Genomic DNA, 22,756 nt, shown 5'->3' on the forward strand with positions numbered 1-22,756 from the left:
GGAGCACCGAGCATGCTGGGACCGATCATTCTCATCGTTATCTGCCTGACGCTGCTGGGGCTGTCGATTCGCCTGTTTTTGCAGGGGCTGCGCAAGACTGCAACGGAAAAAGTCCTCAATCGACTGGCCGCCGGGCAACCGCAACTGGCTGCCGAAAAACCGGTGTGGGTTGGCCTGGAACGGATGTTTCTGCGCGCAGGGCTGGGCCGCCCGACCGAGCGTTTCGGCCTGTGGCTGAGTCTGTGGGCGCTGGCGATGGCACTGGGTTATTTTCTCGCCGACTGGATCGGCCTGCTGCTGATGATCTTCATTCCGCCCCTGGCGTTACGGCTGTACATCGCCGTGCTCTACCAGCGCCGGGTCAAACGGATGATCGAGCAACTGCCACAGTTGCTTGATCACACCGTGCGTAGCCTGAAGTCCGGGCGCACCCTGAGTGACGCGGTCATGGGCGGCATCGAAGCCAGTGAAGATCCGCTGAAAAAAGCCATGGGCCGGGTCCAGCGCAACGTGCAATTAGGCGTGAACTTGCCGGATGCCGTCAGCGACTTTGCCGAACTGTATGAACAGGACGAACTGCGCATGTTTGCCCTCGGACTGAAGGTCAATCATCGCTACGGCGGCAATGCCAGCGAACTGCTGGAGAACCTGATCAAACTGATCCGCGAACGCGATCAGGGCGCGCGGCAACTGCGCGCCCTTACCGGCGAAACACGCATGACCGCGTGGGTGCTCGGCTCGTTGCCGTTGCTGCTGGTGAGTTACTTCATGCTGACCAACCCCGGCTACATGCTCGGGATGTGGAACGACGCGAGCGGGCAGCACATGCTGATCAGCGCCGCGGTGTTGCAAGTGTTCGGAAGCCTGGCGCTGTGGCGCATGTTGCGGAGCGTTTGACATGGTCTGGCTCGCGGCTCTGATGTTGCTGCTTGGCGCCTTGATGCTGGTGATCAATCACCTGCTGGTGGAGCGCCGTCGAGTGCGCCAGGTCAACCAGCGCCTGCAAGGACAACTGGTGCGCGAGAACCGCTTCGGCAGCTGGTTGCGCGCATTGGGCAGCAGTAAGTTCGGGCAACGCTCGGTGAGCATCGACAGCGAAACCCAGACCCTGCTCAACCGTATCGGCTGGCGCCGCGCCAACGAGCGAGCGCTGTTCGCGGCCTGCCAGATCGGCACGCCGTTGCTGACACTGGGCCTGGCGATCTTTCTGCAAGAAGTTTTTTTCCCTCAGGCCAGCAACCGCTGGATCGTGCCGATGCTCGCTACCGGCGGCGGCTATCTGCTGCCCAAACGTCTGCTGGCTTACGCAGCGACGCGGCGGCAGAAAACCATTGCCGTGGAGGTGTCGACGTTCATTCCGCTGCTGCGCATCCTTTTCGAATCCGGCATGGCCGTCGAACAAGCCCTGCGGGTACTCAGCATTGAAGCGCAAAAACTGCTGCCGGAACTGACCAGCGAACTGCGCCTGATTCTGGCCCGTGTCGACAGCGGCCTGGAACTTGGCCAGGAGTTGAACAAAGCGGCGGTGATGCTCGCCGTAGATGAATTCAGCGACACCTGCGTAATCCTCCAGCAACTGATTCAACAGGGCGGCGGCGCGATGAAGTCGCTGCTGGCGCTCAAGCAACTGCTGGATGACCGCCGCCTGACGCGCCTGCAGGAATACATCTCGAAAATGTCGGCGAAGATGTCTGTAGTGATGATGCTGTTTTTGTTTCCGGCACTGCTGATCGTCCTCGCCGGCCCGGGCTTCACCGCCATTGCCCGCGCGTTTGCAAACTGACCTTGCTCATGGAGAGCGTTTGATGAAAGTACTGATAGTCATGGCAAGTCTGTTGCTGCTCGGCGGTTGCGCCACCGACGGCCAGGCACCGTGGACGGCGCTGCTGTCACCGAGCAGTTGCAGCAAAATGACCCAGGAGCAGGAGCTGGCCCTGAACCTCGCGGATGACCTCGCCAACGACGGCAAACTGCACGCCAGCCTGGCCAACCTGCAAAGCCTGCCGGACAACATCAGCGAAGTGCGCCTGCGCAAAGCCAAGGTCTATCGCTTGCTCGGCCGCAGCGAAGCCGAGCCGCTGTACCGCGGCCTGCTCGGCGGCTGCCTGACCGCCGAAGCCGAACACGGCCTCGGCCAACTCTACGCCGCCCGTGGCGACAACGGCCAGGCCCAGGCCCACCTGCAACGCGCCGCGCGCCTGGCGCCCACCGACGAAAAAATCCGCAACGACCTGGGCGTGGTCTATCTCAACCAACTGCGCCTGAACGACGCCCGCTTCGAATTCCTCACCGCGATCGAACTCAAACAGAACAACCAACTGGCGACCCTGAACATGGTCACCCTGTTGCTGTACCAGAACGACTGGCCACAAGCTGCCGAAATCATCAGCCGCGCGAAACTGACCCCGGAACAATTCACCGAAGCCCAGCAACGCGCAGAAAAACTCAAAGCCCCGGTCAAGGCCAAACCGGCCACCAGCAATCAAGTGGCCGCCGTCGCTGACCCGTTGCCGTCATCGCTCAAGTAAGGAGACAGCCATGCATCCCTTCAAAGGTCTCTGCTACCTGACCCTGCTCAGCCTGCCCCTCAGCGCCGTCGCCATCGACGCCGGCCCCGCCTCGGCGCAACAACAGGAGACCGAAGGCTGGCTGGTCCTGCAAAGCCGCAACAAAGCCGCCTCACCCAAGCCACAAACGGCGACCGCGACCGAACGGGATCTGGCGATGCAGCGGTGGCTGAAGAAGTACAAATATGAGATTCCGGATTTTTATGATCCGGATGCGGGCGGGAAGATCGAGAGCAAGAATTAGTGATGAGGTGACCTTGCGAGCGCTTTCGCGAGCAGGCTCGCTCCCACCTTTTGAAATGCACTCCACCTGTGGGAGCCTGCTCGCGAAGAACGATGACACGGTGTGCCTGCCGGATCAGGCCTGCGGATCCACCCGATCCAGCGCCCGGTTTACCGCCAGCTCAGCCAGCATGACGATCTGCTGAATCGCCAGCGCGGTATTGCGCTCGGGCCGGGCCAACTGATCGGCAAAGTTACCGGCCAGCGTGTTGGCCGACGCCAGGGATTCGCAGGCGTGGGCGAGCAGGCTTTCGGTATCGATTTTCGGATGGATGAGAAACATCGTGCTGGCTTGGCGGGGTTTTTCAGGTTCGGGGCAGAGGTAGAAATCGAGAGCGCGTTTGATGGCTTCGCGGTTCTTGACGAGGTCGTCGGCGCGGATGGCATCTTCGAGCGGGGTGGTGGGTTCGGTGGGTGGGTCGGGGATCAGTTTGTCCATATCAACTCCTACTTGGCTGAGGAGCCAACCTTTGTCGTTTCCACACGACAAAAGGTGGCAGCTGTACGCAGGGTGGAAAACCGATAAGTAGGCAACCGGCCAGACCGAAGCCTGCCCGCGCACAGCCGCCGCGACACAGTTTGCAGACGAAAGAAGACGCCGACAATGATTGCGGTAGCGATGCAACGCATCTACTTGAAATTCAGGTTTCCACACCCGGTCGCTGAATTGGCAGCGACAGCCAGAGACTAAAGAGCGCACGTCCGACGGACAACCTGAAAACCGTGTGGGAAGGTTCTGGTTATCTGGCACACATTTAAACAGCCAAAAGCCCACCCTCACCCTAACCCTCTCCCAGAGGGAGAGGGGACTGACCGAGGTGCTTGGTAGAGGTACGCCGCCGTGAAATATCGAGTTGAACTCAGGCTTTGAAAAACACACAAATCGGCCCCCTCTCCCTCGGGAGAGGGCTGGGGTGAGGGGCGAATCCAACGCAAATCAAAAGCCGCCCCCCCTGCGCTCTCCCACAGCTGAAATGCATTTCAAAATGTGGCAGCAAGCCTACTCGCGAAGAACGATGACACAGTTTGCCTGCCGAATCAGGCCTGCGGATCCACCCGATCCAGCGCCCGGTTTACCGCCAGCTCAGCCAGCATGACGATCTGCTGAATCGCCAGCGCGGTATTGCGCTCGGGCCGGGCCAACTGATCGGCAAAGTTACCGGCCAGCGTGTTGGCCGACGCCAGGGATTCGCAGGCGTGGGCGAGCAGGCTTTCGGTATCGATTTTCGGATGGATGAGAAACATCGTGCTGGGTTGCCGGGGCTTTGCACGTTCGGGGCAGAGGTAGAAATCGAGCGCGCGTTTGATGGCTTCGCGGTTTTTGACGAGGTCGTCGGCGCGGATGGCATCTTCGAGCGGGGTGGTGGCTTCGGTGGGTGGATCGGGGATCAGTTTGTCCATTGAAACAACTCCAAAGTCTTTGCCGCCACCCACTGCCATTCTCACGGGGCAAAAGGTGGCAGCTGTATGCGGGGTGAGAATACCGGTTATGGACACCCGGCCAGACCGAAGTCTGCCCGCACACAGCCGCCATGACACATTGCAGACAGCAGACAAGCTGGCGGCGATTATGCGTGCACAAAGACTTGATGACCATAAATTGCCGGGTTCTCACACCCGATCGCTGAGTGTTCAGCGACAGCCAGAGACTAAAGAGCGCACGTCCGACGGACAACCTGAAAACCGTGTGGGAAGGTTCTGGTTATCTGGCACCCATTTAAACAGCCAAAAGCCAACCCTCACCCTAGCCCTCTCCCAGAGGGAGAGGGGACTGACCGAGGTGTTTGGGAGAGCTACGCCGACGTGAAATTCCGAGTCGAATTCAGATTCTGAAACAGATCAAAAGCCCCTCACCCTAGCCCTCTCCCAGAGGGAGAGGGGACTGACCGAGGTGTTTGGGAGAGCTACGCCGGCGTGAAAGACCGAGTCGAACTCAGATTCTGAAACAGATCAAAAGCCCCTCACCCGCTCCTAACCACTCAACAGGATGAGCGTTAGCTCGGCTGCAGCTTTTGATCTGCTGGCCCCTTCGGCAGGCTGAGTGGAGGGATTTATCCGGGGGTGGGAGCGCAGCGACCGTTTGGCGAAGCCAAACACATCGAGAGGAGGTGCAGCGAAGCAAACCGTAGGCGATGCCCCCCGGATAGATCCCGGAACGAAGGAACCCCGAGCCCTAGCGAGGGGCCGAACGCCGGGGCCCAGCCTTTTGGTTACTTTTTGGCGTCTGAAAAAGTGACCCGCCGTAAGGGCGGAACCGCCAGCCGCAACACCCAAAAAAACGGATATACACACCAAACCCCAAGAACCTGGTCGGCCCACAGGCCGCCAAGTCAATGCGCCGTAACCCGCTGCCGCGCAGCAGAAGCACTCGGCGACAAAGCCAGAGCCAACTGCGTCCGATTATGCATATGCGTCAACCGCAACACCTGCGAAACATAAAGCTTCACCGTGTTCTCGGTAATCCCCAACTCACAGGCAATCTGATAATTGGTCTGCCCCTTGCCCACCAACCGCGCCACATCCAATTGCCGCGGCGACAACTGATTGAAAATCGCCGGCATCTCCTGCGCCTCAGCCTCAGCAGACTCACCACCCAATCCATCGCGAACCACCGACGAAGGACTACGCCGTACCTTGTCCAGATCCTGATAAAGGTCATCAATCGACTCAGACAGATACTGCAACTTCTGATTCAAATGCCCCAGTTGCAGATTCTTCTGCCGTTCCTGCAGAGCCGCCTCCTGTCGCCGCACACCTTCGAGCAATTCATCCAGATCAATCGGCTTCTGATAGTAATCAGCAATCCCGGCCCGCAACGCCTTGATCACATCCTGCTTGTCGGCACGCCCGGTGAGCATGATCGCCTCAAAAGCCCGATGCTTGCCCGCCAGTCGCTGCAACGCCTGAATCAACTGAATGCCATCCATGTCCGGCATGTGCAGATCACTCAGCACCAGACCGATTTCCGCGTCCTCAGTGAAACGCTCGATCGCCTGCAGACTCGATTCGCACGGCACACAGCGATAACCGCTACTTTCAAGAAACTCGCACAGCTCCTCAACAATCAACGGCTGATCGTCGACCACGAGGACTTTTACCGCAGACGTAAGCTTGTTCACGTGCTACTCCATGTGCCAGGCCAAAGCTGACCATTCCTGTACTGCCAGCCTTTGGCTGTATAACCAGTTCCTTTGAAAGTAGACGTACTTTCCGACTATGTACATAGGACTAGTGGCGCTTGGCGACTAGTGGATCCAAAGCATGACAAACACGGCCCCCACCAACACGAACGGTGCAAATGGCAGCTTTTTTGACTTATCTGGCGCCAGATATCGCAGACGATCTCTAAGCCCTTGACTCATATGGAGCCAGACTCTTGGCGCCAGCAGCAGCCAGACCACACTGGCAAACCCTGCGCCAATAAACACGCCAAGAATGAACAGACCGTCCGTCGCAAGGCCCAGAGCTGTCATTAATTTCACATCGCCGGCACCCATCCGGCCCATGAAAAAACCCGGAAGGGTCAGCGCCAGAGCGATCAGGCAAGCCCAACCGCCCTGCCCCGCATCAGCGCCCAGCCAAGTGCTGCCGGTCCACAGCAGCCAGATCAGCGCCAGCGCGGCGACGCCGAAGGTCAGCCCATTGGCGATGCGTCGCTGGCGGGCGTCTTGCGCCGCGCACAGCCCCAGCCAGATCAAGAGGACAAAACTGTACATCGGGTAAAAACCGTCCATTTTTGCGGAATGATTCTATGCTGATACTACGCAGTGACAGTCAGGGTAGACGCACTCATGAAAACCGGCTTTCGGAAGTCGCAAAAAGGTGCGGTGGCGATCGAGTTCGCCTTGGTGTTCATCATCTTTTTCGCCGTGTTCTACGGTCTGGTCAGCTACAGCCTGCCGTTGGTGATGATGCAATCGTTCAATCAGGCCACGTCCGAAGCGGTACGCCGCAGTGTCGCGGTCGACCCCAACACGCCCGACTATCCAACGGTCGTGCTTAACACCGCGAATGCCACGCTGACCCAGCAATTGTCCTGGATTCCGCCGGTCTTCAACCTGGTGGTCGGCGTTGATACCAGCAGCCAATACAGCGCGTCAGGCCTGCTGACGGTGCGAGTGGATTATCCAGTCAGCAAGTTGAATCAGGTCATGCCGTTTCTGGTGCTTCCGGTCGTTGGCACAGTGCCCAGTCTGCCCACCTATCTGACCGCCAAATCGAGTCTGCAATTTTGACGTCGGGGGACAAACTGTTCGGGCGCTTGCTCAAACGCACACCGCCCGCCGCCCATGAGTTGCCCGACCCTCTCGGCTCACCCGCAACAGGCTTGCACCTGTACCTGAACGATGACGGTGGCGTGCTGCAAATGGCTGGGCCGTTGCGGCATCTGCTGGCGCAGTTCAAGCCTCACGATCACCCTTTACCGCTGAGCACCTACCTGCTGCCGCACAGCACACTGGCCATCGAAGGTCGACCAAGGGAATGGCAGGGGCTGCTGCTTGATCTCGACTTCTTCGGTCTGGGCGAGCAGACCGTGCACCTGCGTGGCTGGGTGCAGCCGCAGGGCGAAGGCTGGCTGATGCAGTTGATCGATATCGCCGACTTGCTGCTCGAACGTCAACAATCGCGTCAGCGGGATGCCTGCCAATTGATTGCCGGGCAGATCAGCGAACAGTTACGCGCGTGCAGCCAGTTGCGTTTGCCAGTGATCGTCAGCGAACAATTGCAACTGATCGCCCAGCGCTGGCATATCCCTTGTGTGGCCCTGGCCTTGCTCGATGACGAGCAACAGGGTTGGCAAATCTATCGCCAGTATCGCGCTCACGATGCGCCGAATCTGTGGCATGACCAGCAGCGTCTGGGCACGCCGCTGGACAGCCTGAACGGTGTCGCGCCACAGCGTGTCGGCGCACACCATGGCCTCGACGAACACTCGCGGGTGCAAGTCCTGTTCGGCAATGCCGAAGGTTTCGCGGTGCCGTATAGCGATGAACGCGGCGTGGTGGCTTGGCTGCTCTGCGGTTTTTACTCCGTGGACAGCGCCGCGCCGTACCTGACCGAGCGCGACTGGATCGCACTGGTCGGTGCACTGGCCGGGCCTTTACTGGGGCGTTTGCGTGAACAGCAACATCACCTGCAACTGGAACGCATCGAAGCGCTGCAAACCCTGCTGGGCACCGGCTGGTGGGAGATCCTTGCAGGCGACAACAACATTCAACTGGCGCCTGCGCTGGCCGCAGCCCTGAAGGTGAACCCTGGCGGATTATCGCTGGAAGACTGGCTGAGGCAAATCCATCCCGTCGACCGCGACGAGTTGCGCAGCCATCTGCAAGCCTTGCAGCAACAGGGCGAAGCCCTGACGCTTTCGGTGCGTCTGAGCAGCGATGATCCCGCGCAGGCACCCCTGTGGTATCGCGTGCAGGGCCAAGTGATTGGCAGCGGCGAGTACCGCCGGTTGGTCGGTTTCATGCTCGATATCAGCGACACTCAGAACCAGCACCAACGAGCCGCTGCCGCACATGCACGGCTCGACAATCTGATCGCCAGTTCGCCCGCAGTAATTTACGTCCAGCAGTACCACGAAGGTGCACTGATTCCGGCGTTCTTCAGTGCCAGCCTGCAGCCGTTGCTGGGCTGGAGCCTTGATGATTGCGGGAACGGGGCCTTGGTCGAAATGATCCACCCCGAAGACCGTGACCTGTATTTCGCCCGCAGTCGCCAGCTGTTGCGCGAAGGTTCAGTGCGCGCGCGTTATCGGCTGCGCGATCGTCACGGTGAATATCACTGGCTGCTCGATGAAGCCAAGTTGCTGCGCAATGACCTGGGCCTGCCCGTGGAAGCAGTCGGTCTGTGGCTGGACGTCACCGAAGCGACCCTGGCGGCCGAGCAGGTGAAAAAGAGTGAAGAGCGCTATCGGATTCTGGTAGAGGACTCGCCAGCGATGATCTGTCGTTATCGCCCGGACCTGATTCTGACTTTCGGCAACCGGCCGCTGGCGAGGTATCTGGAATGCACGCCGGAGGAACTGCCGGGGGTCGATCTGGGCAGTTGGATGTCCGAGGAACAACGCGCCGCATTCGTCCAGCGTCTCGGATCACTGACGGCGGAACAGCCGGTGAGCACCGCAGAAATCAGCCTGCAACTGCCCGGCCGCGAACACGCCTGGTGGGTCTGGTCCGATCGCGGTGTATTCGATGAACACGGCCAATTGATCGAAGTGCAAGCGGTGGGCCGCGACAACACCGAGGTGCGCCGCTCGCAGCAGCAACTCACGCAAAGCGCGAAAATGGCCACCCTTGGCGAAATGGCCACCGGCCTGGCCCATGAAATCAATCAGCCGCTGAACGTCATGCGCATGGCCATCGTCAACGTGCTCAAGCGTCTGGGCAACGGCGATGTGCAGGCCGACTACCTGACCGACAAACTCAACCGCATCGACGCGCAGGTGCAGCGTGCGGCGAAAGTGGTCGATCACATGCGCGTATTCGGCCGGCGCTCGGAGATCGAGCAGCAACTGTTCAACCCCGCCTCGGCCATTGAAGGCACGCTGTCGCTGCTGGCCGAGGGCATGCGCGGCAAAGGCGTGGATTTGCGCATCAGCGAGACCGGGTTCGAGGTCCAGGTGCGCGGCTACGTCGATCAGCTTGAACAGGTGTTGATCAATCTGATGGTCAACGCGCGGGATGCGTTACTGAGCAAACGCGAGAAGGATTCATCCTTCAAACCGTGGATTTCGATCTATGCCGAACGCGATGAACAGTGCGTGCGGCTGTGGGTCGAGGACAACGGTGGCGGTATCGATCCACGCTTGCTGGAGCGGATCTTCGAGCCGTTTTTCACCACCAAACCGATCGGCGTCGGCACCGGTCTGGGATTGTCTGTGAGCTACGGCATCATCGACAACATGGGTGGCCGGTTGAGCGTGCGCAACTCGGTGGAGGGCGCACGGTTCTGCATCGAATTGCCGGTTGCCGTGGACGCCTAGATCACCAGATAGGCCTTGCCGGTCTGGCCGCAGGTCATGTTGGCGCCGACGTCGACGTCCATCAGATTGATGCCCAGACCTTTGAGCAGGTTGTTCAGCAGCGGGTCGAGCAATGGGCTGACCAGATTGGTCACCACTGGCAGTAACTTGCTGGTGACATCACTGATCAACGAGGCAACGCCGGTAACAACGGCACCCAATGGATTACTGCCCTGGGGTTTGTAGACGATCAGGTTGATGCCGGCGAGGGTGTTCGACAAGCTGCCGACGATGTTGTTGGTGGGTGCGGCTGACTGAATGCTTGGGGGCAATTTGAGGTTGGCCGGGGTGGCGAATGGCGTGGCGCTGGAGAAGACCAGATCCTGAGTGTTTTGCGCGACGCTGGTGTCGAGCATGATGCCGATGCCTCCCGCGCCGAAAGGGACATGGGTGGCAGGATCACAGGTGCCGAGCAGCAGGATTTTGTGACAGGTGACGATCCCCAGATCGATCAGCGCCAAGGGCGCCACCGTGGGTTCGGCCGCCGAAGAGAAGGCATTGGTCGGATCGATCTTGCCGAGTTTCAAATCAGCGATGGACGTGATGGTATGCGCGGTCAGGCTCTTGGTGCCGGTGGTGCCCGTCGGACAGCTGTAATCAGTGACATAACTCTTGGCGCCACCGGCATCCAGACTGATGTCGATTTGCGGTGATGGCAGCAATTGTGGATCAAGTTGCTCACAACCGGCGCCCAACAGACACAGGACTGAATTGAGCGTACTGACCAGATTCAGACTCAGTAGTGCATTGAGGGTCGGGGTCAAGCCACCGACCAGCCCCAGCACGGCATTGGTCAGCCCGGTGACGCCGCTGAGCACCGGCAGACTGACTGACACCAATGTGCGCACCTGCGCCGTACGCACATAAATCCGGTCCGCCCCGGTCGGGTTGACCTTGGCCCGCGCCGGATCGCCAATCGCAGAAAACTGCGGCGGTTCGATCACTTTCACCCGCACCGTGACATTCGCCAGCCCGAGCACGCTGATCGGCAATGTCGCCGCCACCGCACTCTTGCTGTTGGCCAGTTGCACCACGCCCTGAATCAGTTGCAGCAGTTGCAGATTGGCGTCCAGCCCTGCCGCCGTGGTGCCAGTCTGCAGTTGCAGGATGTCGCCGAGTTTGACCGGCGCGGCATTGATTGCCGCGACCTGCAATTGGCCCAGTGCAGTGATCACCTGGGCGGTCGCGCCATTGAGCTGCACCACCGTCGCCGCCGCCTGAATCAGTTGCGTCACGGTCGCCTGGGTGTTGAGCAACTGCGTGTAATTGCCGGCCGCGACGTTGAGATTTATCGCCAGTTGATCAAGGTATTTGAGCAAGTTGATGTCGGTGTTCAGCAGGCCATCCCAGCCCAGAGCCGTGAGATTGACGTTACCGCCCAATAATCCGGAAAACAGTGGATTGAGGATGTTCGACTGCGCCGTATCGATGCTGGCCAGGGTGCTGCGAATATTCAACTGGGCCACCGTCGGCTGCGGTTTGGCGGCCACCGCCGAGGCATTGAGCGTGGTATTGAGACTGACCGGTGTGCCGCTGAACAAGGCCTGTACGCCACCGGCAAAACTGCTGGTCACCGTGCGACTGGCGACGACTTTGACCGCTGCCGCTTGCGTGGCATCCACTGCGAACGTGCGCAGGCCGGTGGCGGCCGTCACCAAGGTGCCGCACGTGGTGGCGAGGGTGTTGCTGGCATCGACGAGGTAGCCATTGCGCACGGCGCTCTGCCCGGCATAACTGGCGGCGCTCAGGCCCGGCAGGCAATTACCGCCACGGCTGACGGCTTCGAGGGCGGCGTTGTCGACCACGCGCTGCAATTTGCGTTGTTCCATGTACAGGCGGCCGGTGTCGACCACCAACAGCAGCATCACCACCGCCAGACTGAGGGTGGCCGCCGCCATCAAGCCAATCGCCCCGCGCTGCCGGGCCGGGCTGTTGAATCGCGAACGAGGCGACATGGCGCACTCCTTTGCCGCTAGCTCCATTGGTGCAACTGAGTGTAGACGCGCAATCCCCGGTAGGAGCTGCCGCAGGCTGCGATCTTTTGATCTTGGCCTCTAAAAAGCAAAATCAAAAGATCGCAGCCTTCGGCAGCTCCTACAGGGGTTCGTCGCAGGGCAAAAAATGGGAGCTCAAGAGCTCCCGCTTTTCCTGAACGGATTCAGCGCGGTGGATAGTTGGCCAGAATCCGCCCGACCGTCTCGCGGATGGCATTGCTGCGATCCTGCGGATTAGGCTTGCTGGCGAGCATCTGCTCATCACTGCCGCGCCACACCAGTTTGCCGTCCTTGCCGTCGAGCAGGTCGATCTGGATGGTCGCGACCTTGTAGGTGATGTTGCGCGTTTCGTTGTACATCGGTGCGCCCCAGTAGCCGTTCCACGGGCCACCCCAACCGCCGCCGTAGTTGGTTGTTACTTGCTGCTGACGATCCTCGACGATCAAGTAGGTCTGCACACTCAAGTCACCCTTGACGCCCGCAGCCGCCGGGCGCAAGCCACGCTGATCGAGTTGGTCGGCGACTGCCTGGCGGATGCGCTGTTCGGTCAGGTCGCTTTTGATTCGCGGATCATCGGGGCGATATTGCAGGGCGGGGTCTTTCCAGCTCCAGCTGCGATAGGCGGCAAAGTCGCGGCTGGCATCGAAGTCGTGATTGACCTGGTTGGCGGCGCAGGCGGTGAGCAGCGCGGCCATGGCCAGTAGAACGAGACGGCGGAACATGGTTTTTCTCCGGTTGAAGACATGAACCTGCGGCAGCTTCTGATTGGCAGGAAGCTAACCGGGAGGATACGCCGACATGGCCTTTTCCACAGCCTCGCGGATCGAATCGGTGCGATCGATTTCGCTGCCCTTGTTCGCGGTTTCAGCACTGGCGCTCCACACCGGTTGCCCCGTGCCGGCATCGAACAGATCGACTTGCACCACCACGACTTGCTCGGAATACGTGCGTACGATCGGCACCGTGTTGTACATGCCATAACCGCGACCATATCGATCATAGCCGCCGTATCCGCCGCCGTAATAACCGTAGTCGTCCTGGACCTGACGCAAGCGGGTTTCCAAACGCAGATTGGCGCTGACCAACAAGTCGGCCGGGCGCTTGTCGTGCAGCGGGCGCAAACCGCTCTGATCGAGGGCATTGCTCACCGCCTCGGCCACTTGCGCCGAATCGGCCCACGCCGTACCCGGCGGCAATTGCCCATTGAGCCAGGCCCAACTGCGATAGCGTCCGTAGTCACGCGGCGGCGCCGGGTACGCGCTGCGGTCGAAGGTGGCGGCGGCCTGGGGCGGTGCAGGCGGCAAGGGCCGCGATTGCGCCACGTACGGGTTGCTGCTTTGGCAGGCAGCCAACCCCAGACAGATCAGCAATAACCCGGATTGAGCTTTCATGTCGCGCTCCGATCAGATCGGCCGGCAGATCCAGTGCAAGTAGCGCCCAAGCCCGGCGAAGCTTGGGTGACGGCGGTGAGCGAGTTCCATCTCGAGCAAATCCGCGAGTTCGGCGCGGGCCTGGAACTCCACCGGCATGTAGTCGTGGAAAACGCGAATCCCGCTCTGGGTTTCGACCTGCCACAGGCCGTCGAGTTGCGTTGCCAATTCCCGTGGGTCCAGCGGTTGTTGCGGGGTCAGGCTCTGCTTTTCCCCGGCCATGCTGTTCTTGCGCATTTTCTTGAAATGGCCTTTGAGCAGGTTGCGGTAGATCAGCGCATCACGGTTGTAGAACGCCAGCGACAACCAGCCACCAGACATGGTCAACTGATGCAGCACCGGCAGGATCGCGTGGGGTTCGGCGAGCCATTCCAGCACGGCGTGGCAGATCACCAGATCGTACGGTTCAGTAAGTTGCCCGAGCAGTTCCTGCCATGGCGCCTGAATGAACGTCGCGGTTTGCCCGGCTTCAGCGAAACGCTGGCGCGCGCCTTCGAGCATCGGTGCGGCCGGCTCGGTGAAGGTCACATCGTGACCGCGTTCAGCCAGCCACAGCGACATGTGGCCAAGGCCGCCGCCAATGTCGAGCACCCGCAACGGACGACCCGGCAATGCCTCGATAAGATCGGCCTGCAACACCGCGAGGCGAATCGCGCCTTTGGCGCCGCCATAGATTTTTTCGGCGAACCGCGTCGCCAACTGATCGAAATGCCGGTCGCTCATCATCTGAACCGCCGTTCGCTGTCGGCGAGCTTGGCGCGCACCACTTCATTCATGTCCAACCCCAATTCGCTGCACAGCAGCAACAGATACAGCACGATATCGCCGACTTCCTGCCCGGCGTGGGCGAGTTTGTCCGCCGGCAACTGGCGCGACTGGTCTTCCGTCAGCCACTGGAAGATTTCCACCAGTTCAGACATCTCGACACTGGCCGCCATGGCCAGATTTTTCGGGCTGTGAAATTGCCGCCAGTCATTGCGGTCGCGAATGGCGTGCAGGCGTTCGGTCAGTTCAACAAGGTTCATCGGGCTCTCCTGAAGGCGTATAGCTTCGGGGGGATACCCACCAAAGGCAAGCGGCGCAGGTGATCTGATGTGGGAGCGAGCCTGCTCGCGAATACGGTGTGTCATTCAACCCATCAGTTATCTGATCCACCGTATTCGCGAGCAGGCTCGCTCCCACACAGAATGGGTGCAAACCTTCTATCATGCAGGGAACTCGGCCACCTGCGTTGTGGCCCAAGGCTCAGCTCTTTCATCAGGATGCACACATGCAGGTAGAAAGCTTTTTCGAATGGCTCGGCCAGGCGCTCGGTTCGGTCATCCGCTTTATCGTCGACGGCCTCAGTGGCTTGTTCAACATTCTGAGCAATGCCGGCGGCAACTTTGTCGACGGGCTGGCCAAAACCCTGGGCATGGACACCTCGATCATCAGCATCATCGCGCTGATTGTCGGGTTGATGCTGTTGTGGTCGGCGATTCGGGCGTTCATGAATGCCTCGATCATTGCCGGGATTATCTGGTTGTTGCTGGGGTTGTGGTTATTGAGCTGGATTATTCATTGATCCTGTAAAAGCCCCCTCATATCAGGGGGCTGATCAAATAAAGGATCAATCAATTCAAAGCTGGCAGCACTCAGCTCCCGGATTCTTCGGGCCTGGCTTCTACGGTGTAATGAATATCGATGTCCTCATGTGCGTGAATAACAATTGGAGCGGTGCTGGAATAGGCAAGCAGGCTGTCCCTGAGTATCAGATCGTAAGTCTTGGCATCACGACCGCATTGCAGTCGCTGTGTAGTCAGTTCATAGGGTTTATCGATCTTGTAATAACCCTCCGGAATCGCCTCCAGATCACCGAAAAACAGATTGCCCCCCATTCCGCAGTCTGTCCAAAGATTGCATTCTCCAATAACGGTGATCCTGGCCTGAATGCGTACGACCAGCGTTTGCGCGTCGTCGCGCCTCGGCAGCCAGAAAACATGTTTCCGATCAGGGGCTTTTATCCGGATATTCTCCGGGCGTTCGGAATAGTCCCTGTCGCGCACAGTTTCCTGAGACACAGGTTCGTGGATGATGTTTCGCTCGTTTTCCATTTCGTTTCCTTACAGCCTGATCATTAGTAAACACAGGCCAATTCAATCCATTAATGTTCCGGACATGCGCCGCAGCGAAATACCCGGCGGTTTTTTTGTTCAACAACCGCTCAACCGCTAATCGCCGCGCGCTTTTTTTTCAATCGCGTACGAAATATCAATATGCTCGTGCGCATGAATAACAATGGGTTGTCTGCTCGAATAATCGAACGTGTTATCCGTGAGCACTAACGACACCGTTTCTTCGTGGGTGACCGGGCATCCCTTTCTTGTCGACAGGGTAATCGGCAAATCAAGTCGGAAATATCCCAGCGACTCTTTGTGAAGTCTGCCTGGCAATGTAGTCGTCACGTTGCAATCAACGCTTCTTGTTATCTCAGCCTTGATGAGGACCTCAAGGGATGCTTCATCGCTGCGCTTTTTCAGCCAGATAATGTGCTTGCGATAGGGGGCGCTGACTATCGCGTTCTCTGCGCTTTCGAAAAAACCGGTGGAGCGAAGCGCCGTCACAACGGCGTTGACGATGCCAGAGATGATGCTTTCAGAGTGATCCATTGCGCCTTCCAGTAATTTGTTTGACTGCTTGAGGGCAATTGAACCCCGTGTACAAATCTGGCGTGCGGTACATAGATATACGCGGCATGTTTTTGAGCTGGGCGCATAACCCGATGTGTCGTCGGGGAGCGCCATTGCCGCCCAACGCAGATTTCGGGTGCGGTAAATCCGCGGTGCATCGCTACAATGTCCGCTTCCCCAAGGAGCCTGCATGCCCACTCTGATCGCCGACTGGCGCGACCGCCCGACGCACCGCAAGGTCTGGGCACTCGCCGCGCCGATGATTCTGTCGAATATTTCCGTACCGCTGGTGGCGCTGGTCGACAGCACCGTCATCGGCCACCTGCCCCACGCCCATCAATTGGGCGCGGTGGCAGTCGGCGCCAGCCTCTACACTTTTCTCGCTTGGGCCATGGGTTTTCTGCGCATGGGCACCACCGGGTTTGCCGCACAGGCTGCCGGGCGCAGCGACGGTGCGGCATTACGGCAGATTCTGTTGCAGGGCCTGCTGCTGGCGATGGGACTGGCACTCGTGCTTGGCACGTTGGGTGTGCCGCTGAGCGGCGTCGCGCTGCACTTCATGCAACCGTCGGCGGAGCTGGATCAGCTCACTCGGGACTTTTTCCACACGCGGCTGTTCGGCTTGCCGGCGGCGCTGGCCAGTTATGCGCTGGTCGGCTGGTTCCTCGGCACGCAAAACGCCCGGGCGCCGCTGGCGATTCTGCTGAGCACCAACCTGATCAACATCGTTCTCAATTTGTGGTTCGTCATCGGCCTGGACTGGGGCGTGGTCGGTTCGGCGCGGGCCTCGGTGATCGCCGAGTGGAGCGGCGCCCTGCTCGGCCTGCTGCTGACACGCAAGGCATTGCGGGCGTATCCGGGGCACATTGTCTGGGCGGCGCTGAAGGTCTGGCAGAGCTGGCGCCCGTTGCTGGCGGTCAACCGCGACATCTTCATCCGCAGCCTGGCGCTGCAATCGGTGTTTTTCATGATCACCGTGCAAGGCGCGCGACTGGGTGATTCGACGGTGGCCGCCAACGCGCTGCTGCTCAATGGCTTGCTGTTGACGGCGCATGCGCTGGACGGTCTGGCCCATGCCGTCGAAGCTTTGTGCGGACACGCCATCGGCGCCCGTGATCGCCTGGCCCTGCGTCGATCGCTGGTGGTTGCCGGCGGCTGGTCACTGATCGCCAGCCTCGCCTTCGCCACGTTGTTTCTGCTGGCCGGGCACCTGTTCATTGAGATGCAGACCGACATCCAGAGCGTGCGCGACACGGCCTTCGTCTACCTGCCCTACCTCGCCGTGCTGCCGCTGATTGCAGTCTGGAGCTACCTGCTCGACGGCTTGTTCATCGGCGCTACCCGCGCGCGGGAAATGCGCAACGGCATGTTGATCACTGTGGTGCTGTTGATGCCGTTCGCCTGGGCGTTGCAAGGTCTGGGCAATCACGGGCTGTGGATATCTTTTCTGCTGTTCATGGTGTTGCGCAGCCTGACCCTCGGCGCACAAGCCTGGTGGCTCAAACGCAACGATGGCTGGTTCAGTGGCGGCGTTCACTGAGATGGCGTGTGGGCGATAAACCCGACCACCTGATCGAGCACCGGCGCCAGTTGCCGCAACGGTCGTGACAAGGTCGCAACCAACGTAATGTGATTGGGCCGCGAGTAATACAAGTCCTGCACAGGCACCCCTGCCTCGCGCAGTTTGCTCGCAAGCCCGCCGGTGTTGCGCGTCGGGTTGACCAGATCATCCTCGGTCGCGGCAATCAGCAGCGCGGGCGGTGCGCCGCGACTGACATGGTTGATCGGCTGCGATTGCGGCGGTGAGTCCGGCCAGAAGAACACCGGGCGCACCTCGGGATTCTTGATCGGCAGAAAGTCGTAAGGCCCGGCGAGACCGATCCAGCCGCGCAAATCCTTGGGCGACATGCCCACCGCCGCGAGCCACTCACCATCCAGCGCAAGCATCGCTGCGTTGTATCCGCCAGAGCTGTGGCCCATCACATACAAGCGCTGCGGGTTGCCGGCAAACTCGCGGATATGCGCTTTGGTCCACGCCACCGCCCGCGCGCCGTCCTGCAGAAACAGTGGATAGCGCACCTGTGGATACAAACGGTAATCCGCCACCACCGTGACTATCCCCCGGGACGCCAGCGCTTCACCGACAAAGCGGTAGTCAACGCGCGAGCCACTGTTCCAGCTGCCGCCATAGAAAAACACCACCACCGGCGCGCCCGCCATCGGCTGATGCGGCACATACACATCGAGCTTCTGCCGAGGGTCGTCGCCATACGCGATGCCCATGGTTTTGTCGTAGGTGCTGTCCGGTGTCAGCGCGTTGAGCAACTGCACGGGCGAGCAACCGCTCAGCGCCAGCAGCAACACACTGCCGATCACAGCGCCCACCCCTTGCCGGAATAACCGTGTCATACGCGCCGAACCTCGCCTCAGGACTGATCGCCGCGCCACTGGCGTCGTACATGGTCAAGCCGCTGCTGTTGGGTCAAACCCACCGGCGGTGGCACCAGCACGGCACGCGGATGCAGCAAGCGTAGCCATAACCAGCCATCGAGCACGGTGCGGTCGCTGAATCCCAGCGCCAGGCCTTGTTGAACATGGGAGGACATCGTCGCGTAATCGGTTCCCAACGATTGGCACCAGCGCCAGATGTGCTGTTCCAGCAAGCAGGTTTGCAAGCGTTCGCGCTGGCGCCGGGTCAGGCTTTCTTCGATGCTCAGCGGTTCGACGGCAAGCCCCGGATTGCGCAACTGCTGCCAGCCCTGGCTGCCAATCGCGCGGTCGGCCCAAGTGCCGCCGAACCAGCGCAACTGACGGATCGGCCCGAGCCAGCGGCTCAATTCAGAGGCGTCGCAAGCGTCGAAAAAATAGCTCGCGGTCTGCCGGTTGTAATAGCTGAGCAACGCCCGATGACTCAATCCGAACGACACTGTGAGCATGCGCTGCAAGTGCCTCAGCAACTGTTGCGCCGAGACCTCACTGCCCAGCAACAGCCCACGCCAGGTGTCCGGATCGCGGTGACACAACGCGGCCAATGCCGGGCAATCGCGCAACTCGATCAACACCGGGCCATGCTCGCTGACCGGTTCAAACTCGGTGCCATCGAACAGCTTGAAGCACCGCACATCGGCAAAGGCCTGGCGCAATACCAGCAAGGCCTGCGGTGCATCCGGGCCATCGAGCAACAGCCACTGCGCCATGGGCTCAAGCGCCGCGCCAGTCATGTTGTGCCGCTCTGTTCAAGGGCGGTGACCAGTCGACAACTGCACACCGGCTCTGCGCAGTGACTGAAACTGCCGCCGCCGGGGATCAGGCACAACAGCAGCAACGGCTCGCCGGACGCCAGCAGTTGCTGCAGGCCTTCACTCACCAAGCTGTCGGGCAGTGGCGGGGCATCGTCAGGCTCGGCGACGGCAAGTGGCGGTTGCAGTACACCGCTGATCATCGGCTGATCCGGATCGCCCTCGAAAAAGCTCACCACCACCTCGACGCCATCGCTCAGCGCCGCCATTGGCGTTTGCGCCACGGATGGCGCGAGCGGTAGCCAACAGTGACTCGGCGCGGCGCCTTCACCTTGATAGAGCCAATCGAATTGCACCGCCACCGGGCGCTGGCAATCAGGCTGCGGCTCGTCCACCGTCACCACCCACGCCCGTTGCAGGCTGTGCATGCGCGAGGGCGCAGTGGCTGATGCACACGGCACCTGCAACGCACCAAACAAGCGATTGGCATAAGGACGTTCGAGGGAGGGATCGGCGCGATGTTCAATGCGTGTGAGCAACCATGGGCGATTGCATTCGGCGAAAGGATGACCGGCCAATCGCAGCCAATGACCGCTGCGCAACGCCGCCAGCTCACTTTGTCCTTCGGCCTGTTGCTGGCCCGATGAGCTGGCCTGCACGGTCTCTTGCAACTGCCATTGGTGCAAGGTGCGAGAAGCGTTATGCCCATTGTCCTCGCGCTGATACCGCGCGGCACCGGCCAAGGGCAACTGCGCCGGATCATCGGCAAAAACCAGACAATGCCGGTCACGGTCGTGTTCAAAGTAATAGTGAATCCGCGCCTGCGCGCACAAGCGCTGGAGCAGTTGCAGATCGGACTCGCGGTATTGGGTGCAGAACGTCCGGGGCGCGTACTCCCCGCGTAACTCGAAGCGGCGCTGGGCACCGACGATGCCGTGCTCTCTGAGCACCTGTTCGATGATCTGCGGCACCGAACGGCCACTGAAGATTCGTTGGCTGAAGCGCAGCGCGAGGCAACCCAGTTTCGGCCCCAGACGGATCCGGCTCAACCGCAAACCCTGTCCATGATCATGCTCATGCTGGACAAGGCTCTGCAATTGCCCGTGCACACCCTCCCCCGACGGCCCGAAACAGAGGAACGCCGAACGGTAAAGCAGACCGGCGAGATCCAGGTGCGGATCGTCGATCAACACATCGATCTCGAACGCAAAGGATTCGCTGAGGGCTTCGCTACCGGTAAAGGCCAGGACTTCGAAGGGGTCGGACAGGCCCGCTACATCGAGACGAAACGACGACTCGTTGACTGGTTCGAACATGGGCGGATCTCTACAGGAGGGGCGGTCGGGGATTCTCGCCGAGAGCCATGGCCGAGTAGAGAGCTGAAGTACAACTTAGGAAATGACCTACGTGAAAAGCAGACCGGATGACTTTGCTGGCCGGGGATGCCAAGCATTTCGCGAAGATTTTGGGAGATATCCCACCGGGTCATGCGAATTTTCCACCACTTTCGGAAAAAATTCGGACAACCCGGCGAGATCGCCACCTGGCGTCAGGAGGACAGGTAGGAGGAACGGGTCAGGCCCAGACGCAAGGCATCGAGAAATTGCGTGCGCTCGCTGGCACTGATGCGGGCACTGGCGCACTTGTCGCGGTAGTGAGTCATCAGTTCTTCCGGCGACAAGTGCACGTAACGCAGCATGTCTTCGATGGTGTCGTGGGTCTCGATGCCGGCGTGGTACACGCTGCCATCGGCGTTCTGGTAGATGTTCACCGAGTCGGTGTCACCGAACAGGTTGTGCATGTCGCCAAGGATTTCCTGATAGGCGCCAACCAGGAATACGCCCAGCAGGTAGTCTTCGCCTTCATTCAAACCGTGTACTGGCAGGCTGGTTTCGATGCTCTGCTCGTCGACGTACTGGTTGATCTTGCCGTCGGAATCGCAGGTCAGATCCTGCAACACCGCGCGGCGCAGCGGCTCTTCGTCGAGACGGTGCAGCGGGATGATCGGCAGGACCTGATCGATCGCCCAGGTGTCCGGCAGGCTCTGGAATACCGAGAAGTTGCAGATGTACTTGTCGGCCAGTTTGTCGTTGAGTTCGTCGAGCACCTGACGGTGCGAACGCTGACGCGCTTTCAGCGAGTTGTGCAGGCGACGGCAGACAGCGAAGTAGCACTGCTCGGCCAGGGCTTTTTCAGCCAGGGTCAGTTTGCCGTCGGCGTACTGCGCAGCCACATCGCTCATGTAGTGCGTGGCACGCCAGTAGGTTTCGGTGACCATTTCGATGTCGGTCGGGCCGAGCAGATCAACCAGCCACTGCACGGTTTCCGGCAGCGCTTCCTTGTTTTCGATCTGCGGGATTTCGTCGTTGTGCTTCTCGACGTCGGTGACCTGCACGACCAGCATCGCGTGGTGCGCGGTCAGCGAGCGGCCGCTCTCGGAGAAGATGTGCGGGTGCGGCAACGCCTGCGCGTCGCAGAACTCCTTGAGCATGCCGACCACGACACCGGCGTAATCGTCCATGTCGTAGTTGATCGAGCTGGCGTTGCGCGAGTGCGTGCCGTCGTAGTCGACACCGAGACCACCACCGACGTCGATGTGATCAACCGGCAGACCGAGGTTGCGCAGCTCGCCGTAGTAACGGATCGCTTCCTTGAAGCCGTGCTGGTAGTCGGCCAGGTTGGCGATCTGCGAACCCATGTGGAAGTGCAGCAGACGGATGCCCTGATCGAGACCGGCCGCGCGGAAACGCTCGACCACCGACAGCAGTTGCGCCGCCGACAGACCGAACTTGGATTTTTCGCCACCGGTGTCCGCCCACTTCGACGACGCCAGCGACGACAGACGCACGCGCAGGCCGACCTGTGGCTTGACCTTCAGCGAGGCAGCTTCTTCGATCACCAGACCGACTTCGGATTCTTTCTCGATGACGATGAACACGTTGTGACCGAGCTTCTGACCCATCAGCGCCAGACGGATGAACTCACGATCCTTGTAACCGTTGCAGACGATGGTGCCGCCCTTCGGGGCCAGCGCCAGCACGGCCAGCAGCTCAGGCTTGGAGCCGGCTTCCAGGCCGATGGACACGTCCTGGGTGGCAATGATGTTCTCGATCACCGCTTCTTGCTGGTTAACCTTGATCGGGTACAGCGCGGTGTACTTGCTCTGGTATTCCAGACGCTCGATGTTGGCATCGAAGGCGCCGGTCAACTGGCGGACACGGTCTTGCAGGATGTCGGGAAAACGGACCAGCAACGGCAAAGACAAACCGCTCTTGCGCAGTTGGTCGACTTGCTCGAACAGGTCGATAGGCGAGCTGCTCGGGCCGTTCGGACGAACTTCGACGCGACCGGCGTCATTGATCGCGAAATACCCGGCCCCCCAATGGCGAATCCCGTAAACACTGCGGCTGTCCGCAACTGTCCATTGGCTGCCATCGTCTTTGCGTGTGCGTCGTACGGACATCGAAGTCCCCTATAAAGAAGTCATAGTGCGTCGCCTGATCGCAGGCCGGCGCAGTCTAAAGAATGAAAATGACGGTTCGTCAGTGCGG

The 22,756-nt window shown here is 60.2% G+C and carries 23 protein-coding genes; 8 read left to right on the top strand and 15 right to left on the bottom strand.

Features of this window, described 5'->3' with window-relative positions; genetic code table 11:
* Window positions 1-12 precede the first annotated feature (12 nt).
* The 4 genes from ACM6IN_RS20700 to ACM6IN_RS20715 are packed head-to-tail and all read left to right on the top strand — an operon-like array spanning window position 13 to window position 2,811.
* Window positions 13-897 (top strand): type II secretion system F family protein, encoded by an 885-nt coding sequence (locus ACM6IN_RS20700; RefSeq protein WP_007914640.1) that lies wholly within the window; start codon window positions 13-15, stop codon window positions 895-897.
* Between the two features lies 1 nt (window position 898).
* Window positions 899-1,783: a type II secretion system F family protein gene (locus ACM6IN_RS20705; RefSeq protein WP_007914637.1), complete on the top strand. Its 885-nt coding sequence runs from the start codon at window positions 899-901 to the stop codon at window positions 1,781-1,783.
* Window positions 1,784-1,805: 22 nt separating this feature from the next.
* Entirely contained in the window at window positions 1,806-2,528 is a 723-nt protein-coding gene (locus ACM6IN_RS20710) for a tetratricopeptide repeat protein (protein ID WP_007914636.1), read from the top strand.
* Between the two features lie 10 nt (window positions 2,529-2,538).
* Entirely contained in the window at window positions 2,539-2,811 is a 273-nt protein-coding gene (locus tag ACM6IN_RS20715) for a DUF3613 domain-containing protein (protein WP_095114390.1), read from the top strand.
* Window positions 2,812-2,925: 114 nt separating this feature from the next.
* Here ACM6IN_RS20715 and ACM6IN_RS20720 read toward each other — a convergent pair whose 3' ends face one another.
* The 4 genes from ACM6IN_RS20720 to ACM6IN_RS20735 form a co-directional block, all read right to left on the bottom strand.
* Complete coding sequence (locus ACM6IN_RS20720) at window positions 2,926-3,288, bottom strand: DUF6124 family protein (RefSeq protein ID WP_123376376.1); 363 nt, start codon at window positions 3,286-3,288, stop codon at window positions 2,926-2,928.
* A gap of 599 nt (window positions 3,289-3,887) precedes the next feature.
* Window positions 3,888-4,250, bottom strand: a complete 363-nt coding sequence (locus tag ACM6IN_RS20725) for a DUF6124 family protein (protein WP_414916629.1) — start codon at window positions 4,248-4,250, stop codon at window positions 3,888-3,890.
* A 929-nt stretch (window positions 4,251-5,179) separates the two neighbouring features.
* Window positions 5,180-5,968 carry a response regulator transcription factor gene (locus ACM6IN_RS20730; RefSeq protein ID WP_095113552.1) on the bottom strand — a complete coding sequence of 263 codons (789 nt, stop codon included), beginning with the start codon at window positions 5,966-5,968 and terminating at the stop codon, window positions 5,180-5,182.
* A 126-nt stretch (window positions 5,969-6,094) separates the two neighbouring features.
* Complete coding sequence (locus tag ACM6IN_RS20735; RefSeq protein ID WP_176472353.1) at window positions 6,095-6,565, bottom strand: prepilin peptidase; 471 nt, start codon at window positions 6,563-6,565, stop codon at window positions 6,095-6,097.
* A 75-nt stretch (window positions 6,566-6,640) separates the two neighbouring features.
* Between ACM6IN_RS20735 and ACM6IN_RS20740 the strand changes: the two genes are divergently transcribed.
* Together ACM6IN_RS20740 and ACM6IN_RS20745 are read left to right on the top strand one after the other, a co-directional pair.
* Window positions 6,641-7,084, top strand: a complete 444-nt coding sequence (locus ACM6IN_RS20740; protein ID WP_007914631.1) for a TadE/TadG family type IV pilus assembly protein — start codon at window positions 6,641-6,643, stop codon at window positions 7,082-7,084.
* A complete protein-coding gene (locus ACM6IN_RS20745; RefSeq protein ID WP_414916630.1) occupies window positions 7,081-9,834 on the top strand; it encodes a PAS domain-containing protein in 2,754 nt (917 codons plus the stop codon). The genes ACM6IN_RS20740 and ACM6IN_RS20745 overlap by 4 nt, the downstream gene beginning before the upstream one ends.
* On the opposite strand, the gene ACM6IN_RS20750 is transcribed toward ACM6IN_RS20745, so the two are convergent.
* From ACM6IN_RS20750 to ACM6IN_RS20770, 5 genes are all read right to left on the bottom strand, one after another.
* Window positions 9,831-11,828, bottom strand: coding sequence for a pilus assembly protein TadG-related protein (locus ACM6IN_RS20750; protein ID WP_007914629.1), 1,998 nt, complete (start codon window positions 11,826-11,828; stop codon window positions 9,831-9,833). The genes ACM6IN_RS20745 and ACM6IN_RS20750 overlap by 4 nt on opposite strands.
* A 203-nt stretch (window positions 11,829-12,031) precedes the next feature.
* Entirely contained in the window at window positions 12,032-12,589 is a 558-nt protein-coding gene (locus ACM6IN_RS20755) for a DUF4136 domain-containing protein (RefSeq protein ID WP_414916631.1), read from the bottom strand.
* 54 nt (window positions 12,590-12,643) lie between these two features.
* On the bottom strand, window positions 12,644-13,258 hold the full coding sequence (locus ACM6IN_RS20760) for a DUF4136 domain-containing protein (protein WP_414916632.1): 615 nt from the start codon (window positions 13,256-13,258) through the stop codon (window positions 12,644-12,646).
* A gap of 12 nt (window positions 13,259-13,270) precedes the next feature.
* Window positions 13,271-14,020, bottom strand: coding sequence for a methyltransferase (locus tag ACM6IN_RS20765; protein ID WP_414916633.1), 750 nt, complete (start codon window positions 14,018-14,020; stop codon window positions 13,271-13,273).
* Window positions 14,020-14,322, bottom strand: a complete 303-nt coding sequence (locus ACM6IN_RS20770; RefSeq protein ID WP_414916634.1) for a MazG-like family protein — start codon at window positions 14,320-14,322, stop codon at window positions 14,020-14,022. Before ACM6IN_RS20770 ends, ACM6IN_RS20765 begins: the two co-directional genes overlap by 1 nt.
* Before the next feature lie 245 nt (window positions 14,323-14,567).
* On the opposite strand from ACM6IN_RS20770, the gene ACM6IN_RS20775 reads away from it, so the two are divergent.
* Window positions 14,568-14,861: a hypothetical protein gene (locus ACM6IN_RS20775; protein ID WP_007914623.1), complete on the top strand. Its 294-nt coding sequence runs from the start codon at window positions 14,568-14,570 to the stop codon at window positions 14,859-14,861.
* A gap of 70 nt (window positions 14,862-14,931) precedes the next feature.
* Here the strand turns inward: ACM6IN_RS20775 and ACM6IN_RS20780 are convergent, their stop codons facing one another.
* Together ACM6IN_RS20780 and ACM6IN_RS20785 are read right to left on the bottom strand one after the other, a co-directional pair.
* A complete protein-coding gene (locus ACM6IN_RS20780) occupies window positions 14,932-15,390 on the bottom strand; it encodes an ecotin family protein (protein WP_123376937.1) in 459 nt (152 codons plus the stop codon).
* A 117-nt stretch (window positions 15,391-15,507) separates the two neighbouring features.
* The gene (locus ACM6IN_RS20785) at window positions 15,508-15,945 is read right to left on the bottom strand and encodes an ecotin family protein (protein WP_414916635.1); all 438 of its coding nucleotides are present in this window, start codon (window positions 15,943-15,945) and stop codon (window positions 15,508-15,510) included.
* A 211-nt stretch (window positions 15,946-16,156) separates the two neighbouring features.
* Here ACM6IN_RS20785 and ACM6IN_RS20790 point away from each other — a divergent pair, with 211 nt between their 5' ends.
* Window positions 16,157-17,506, top strand: a complete 1,350-nt coding sequence (locus tag ACM6IN_RS20790; protein WP_007914620.1) for an MATE family efflux transporter — start codon at window positions 16,157-16,159, stop codon at window positions 17,504-17,506.
* On the opposite strand, the gene ACM6IN_RS20795 is transcribed toward ACM6IN_RS20790, so the two are convergent.
* From ACM6IN_RS20795 to speA, 4 genes are all read right to left on the bottom strand, one after another.
* Window positions 17,500-18,375, bottom strand: coding sequence for an alpha/beta hydrolase (locus ACM6IN_RS20795; protein ID WP_414916636.1), 876 nt, complete (start codon window positions 18,373-18,375; stop codon window positions 17,500-17,502). The two genes, ACM6IN_RS20790 and ACM6IN_RS20795, sit on opposite strands and share 7 nt — an antisense overlap.
* A gap of 17 nt (window positions 18,376-18,392) precedes the next feature.
* Window positions 18,393-19,187, bottom strand: coding sequence for a DUF4123 domain-containing protein (locus ACM6IN_RS20800; RefSeq protein ID WP_007914618.1), 795 nt, complete (start codon window positions 19,185-19,187; stop codon window positions 18,393-18,395).
* On the bottom strand, window positions 19,184-20,521 hold the full coding sequence (locus ACM6IN_RS20805) for a type VI secretion system Vgr family protein (protein WP_414893239.1): 1,338 nt from the start codon (window positions 20,519-20,521) through the stop codon (window positions 19,184-19,186). Before ACM6IN_RS20805 ends, ACM6IN_RS20800 begins: the two co-directional genes overlap by 4 nt.
* 233 nt (window positions 20,522-20,754) lie before the next feature.
* A complete protein-coding gene (gene speA, locus ACM6IN_RS20810; protein ID WP_007914615.1) occupies window positions 20,755-22,668 on the bottom strand; it encodes an arginine decarboxylase in 1,914 nt (637 codons plus the stop codon).
* Window positions 22,669-22,756 lie beyond the last annotated feature (88 nt).

Source organism: Pseudomonas sp. IT-P395 (assembly GCF_949767675.1).
GTDB lineage: Bacteria > Pseudomonadota > Gammaproteobacteria > Pseudomonadales > Pseudomonadaceae > Aquipseudomonas.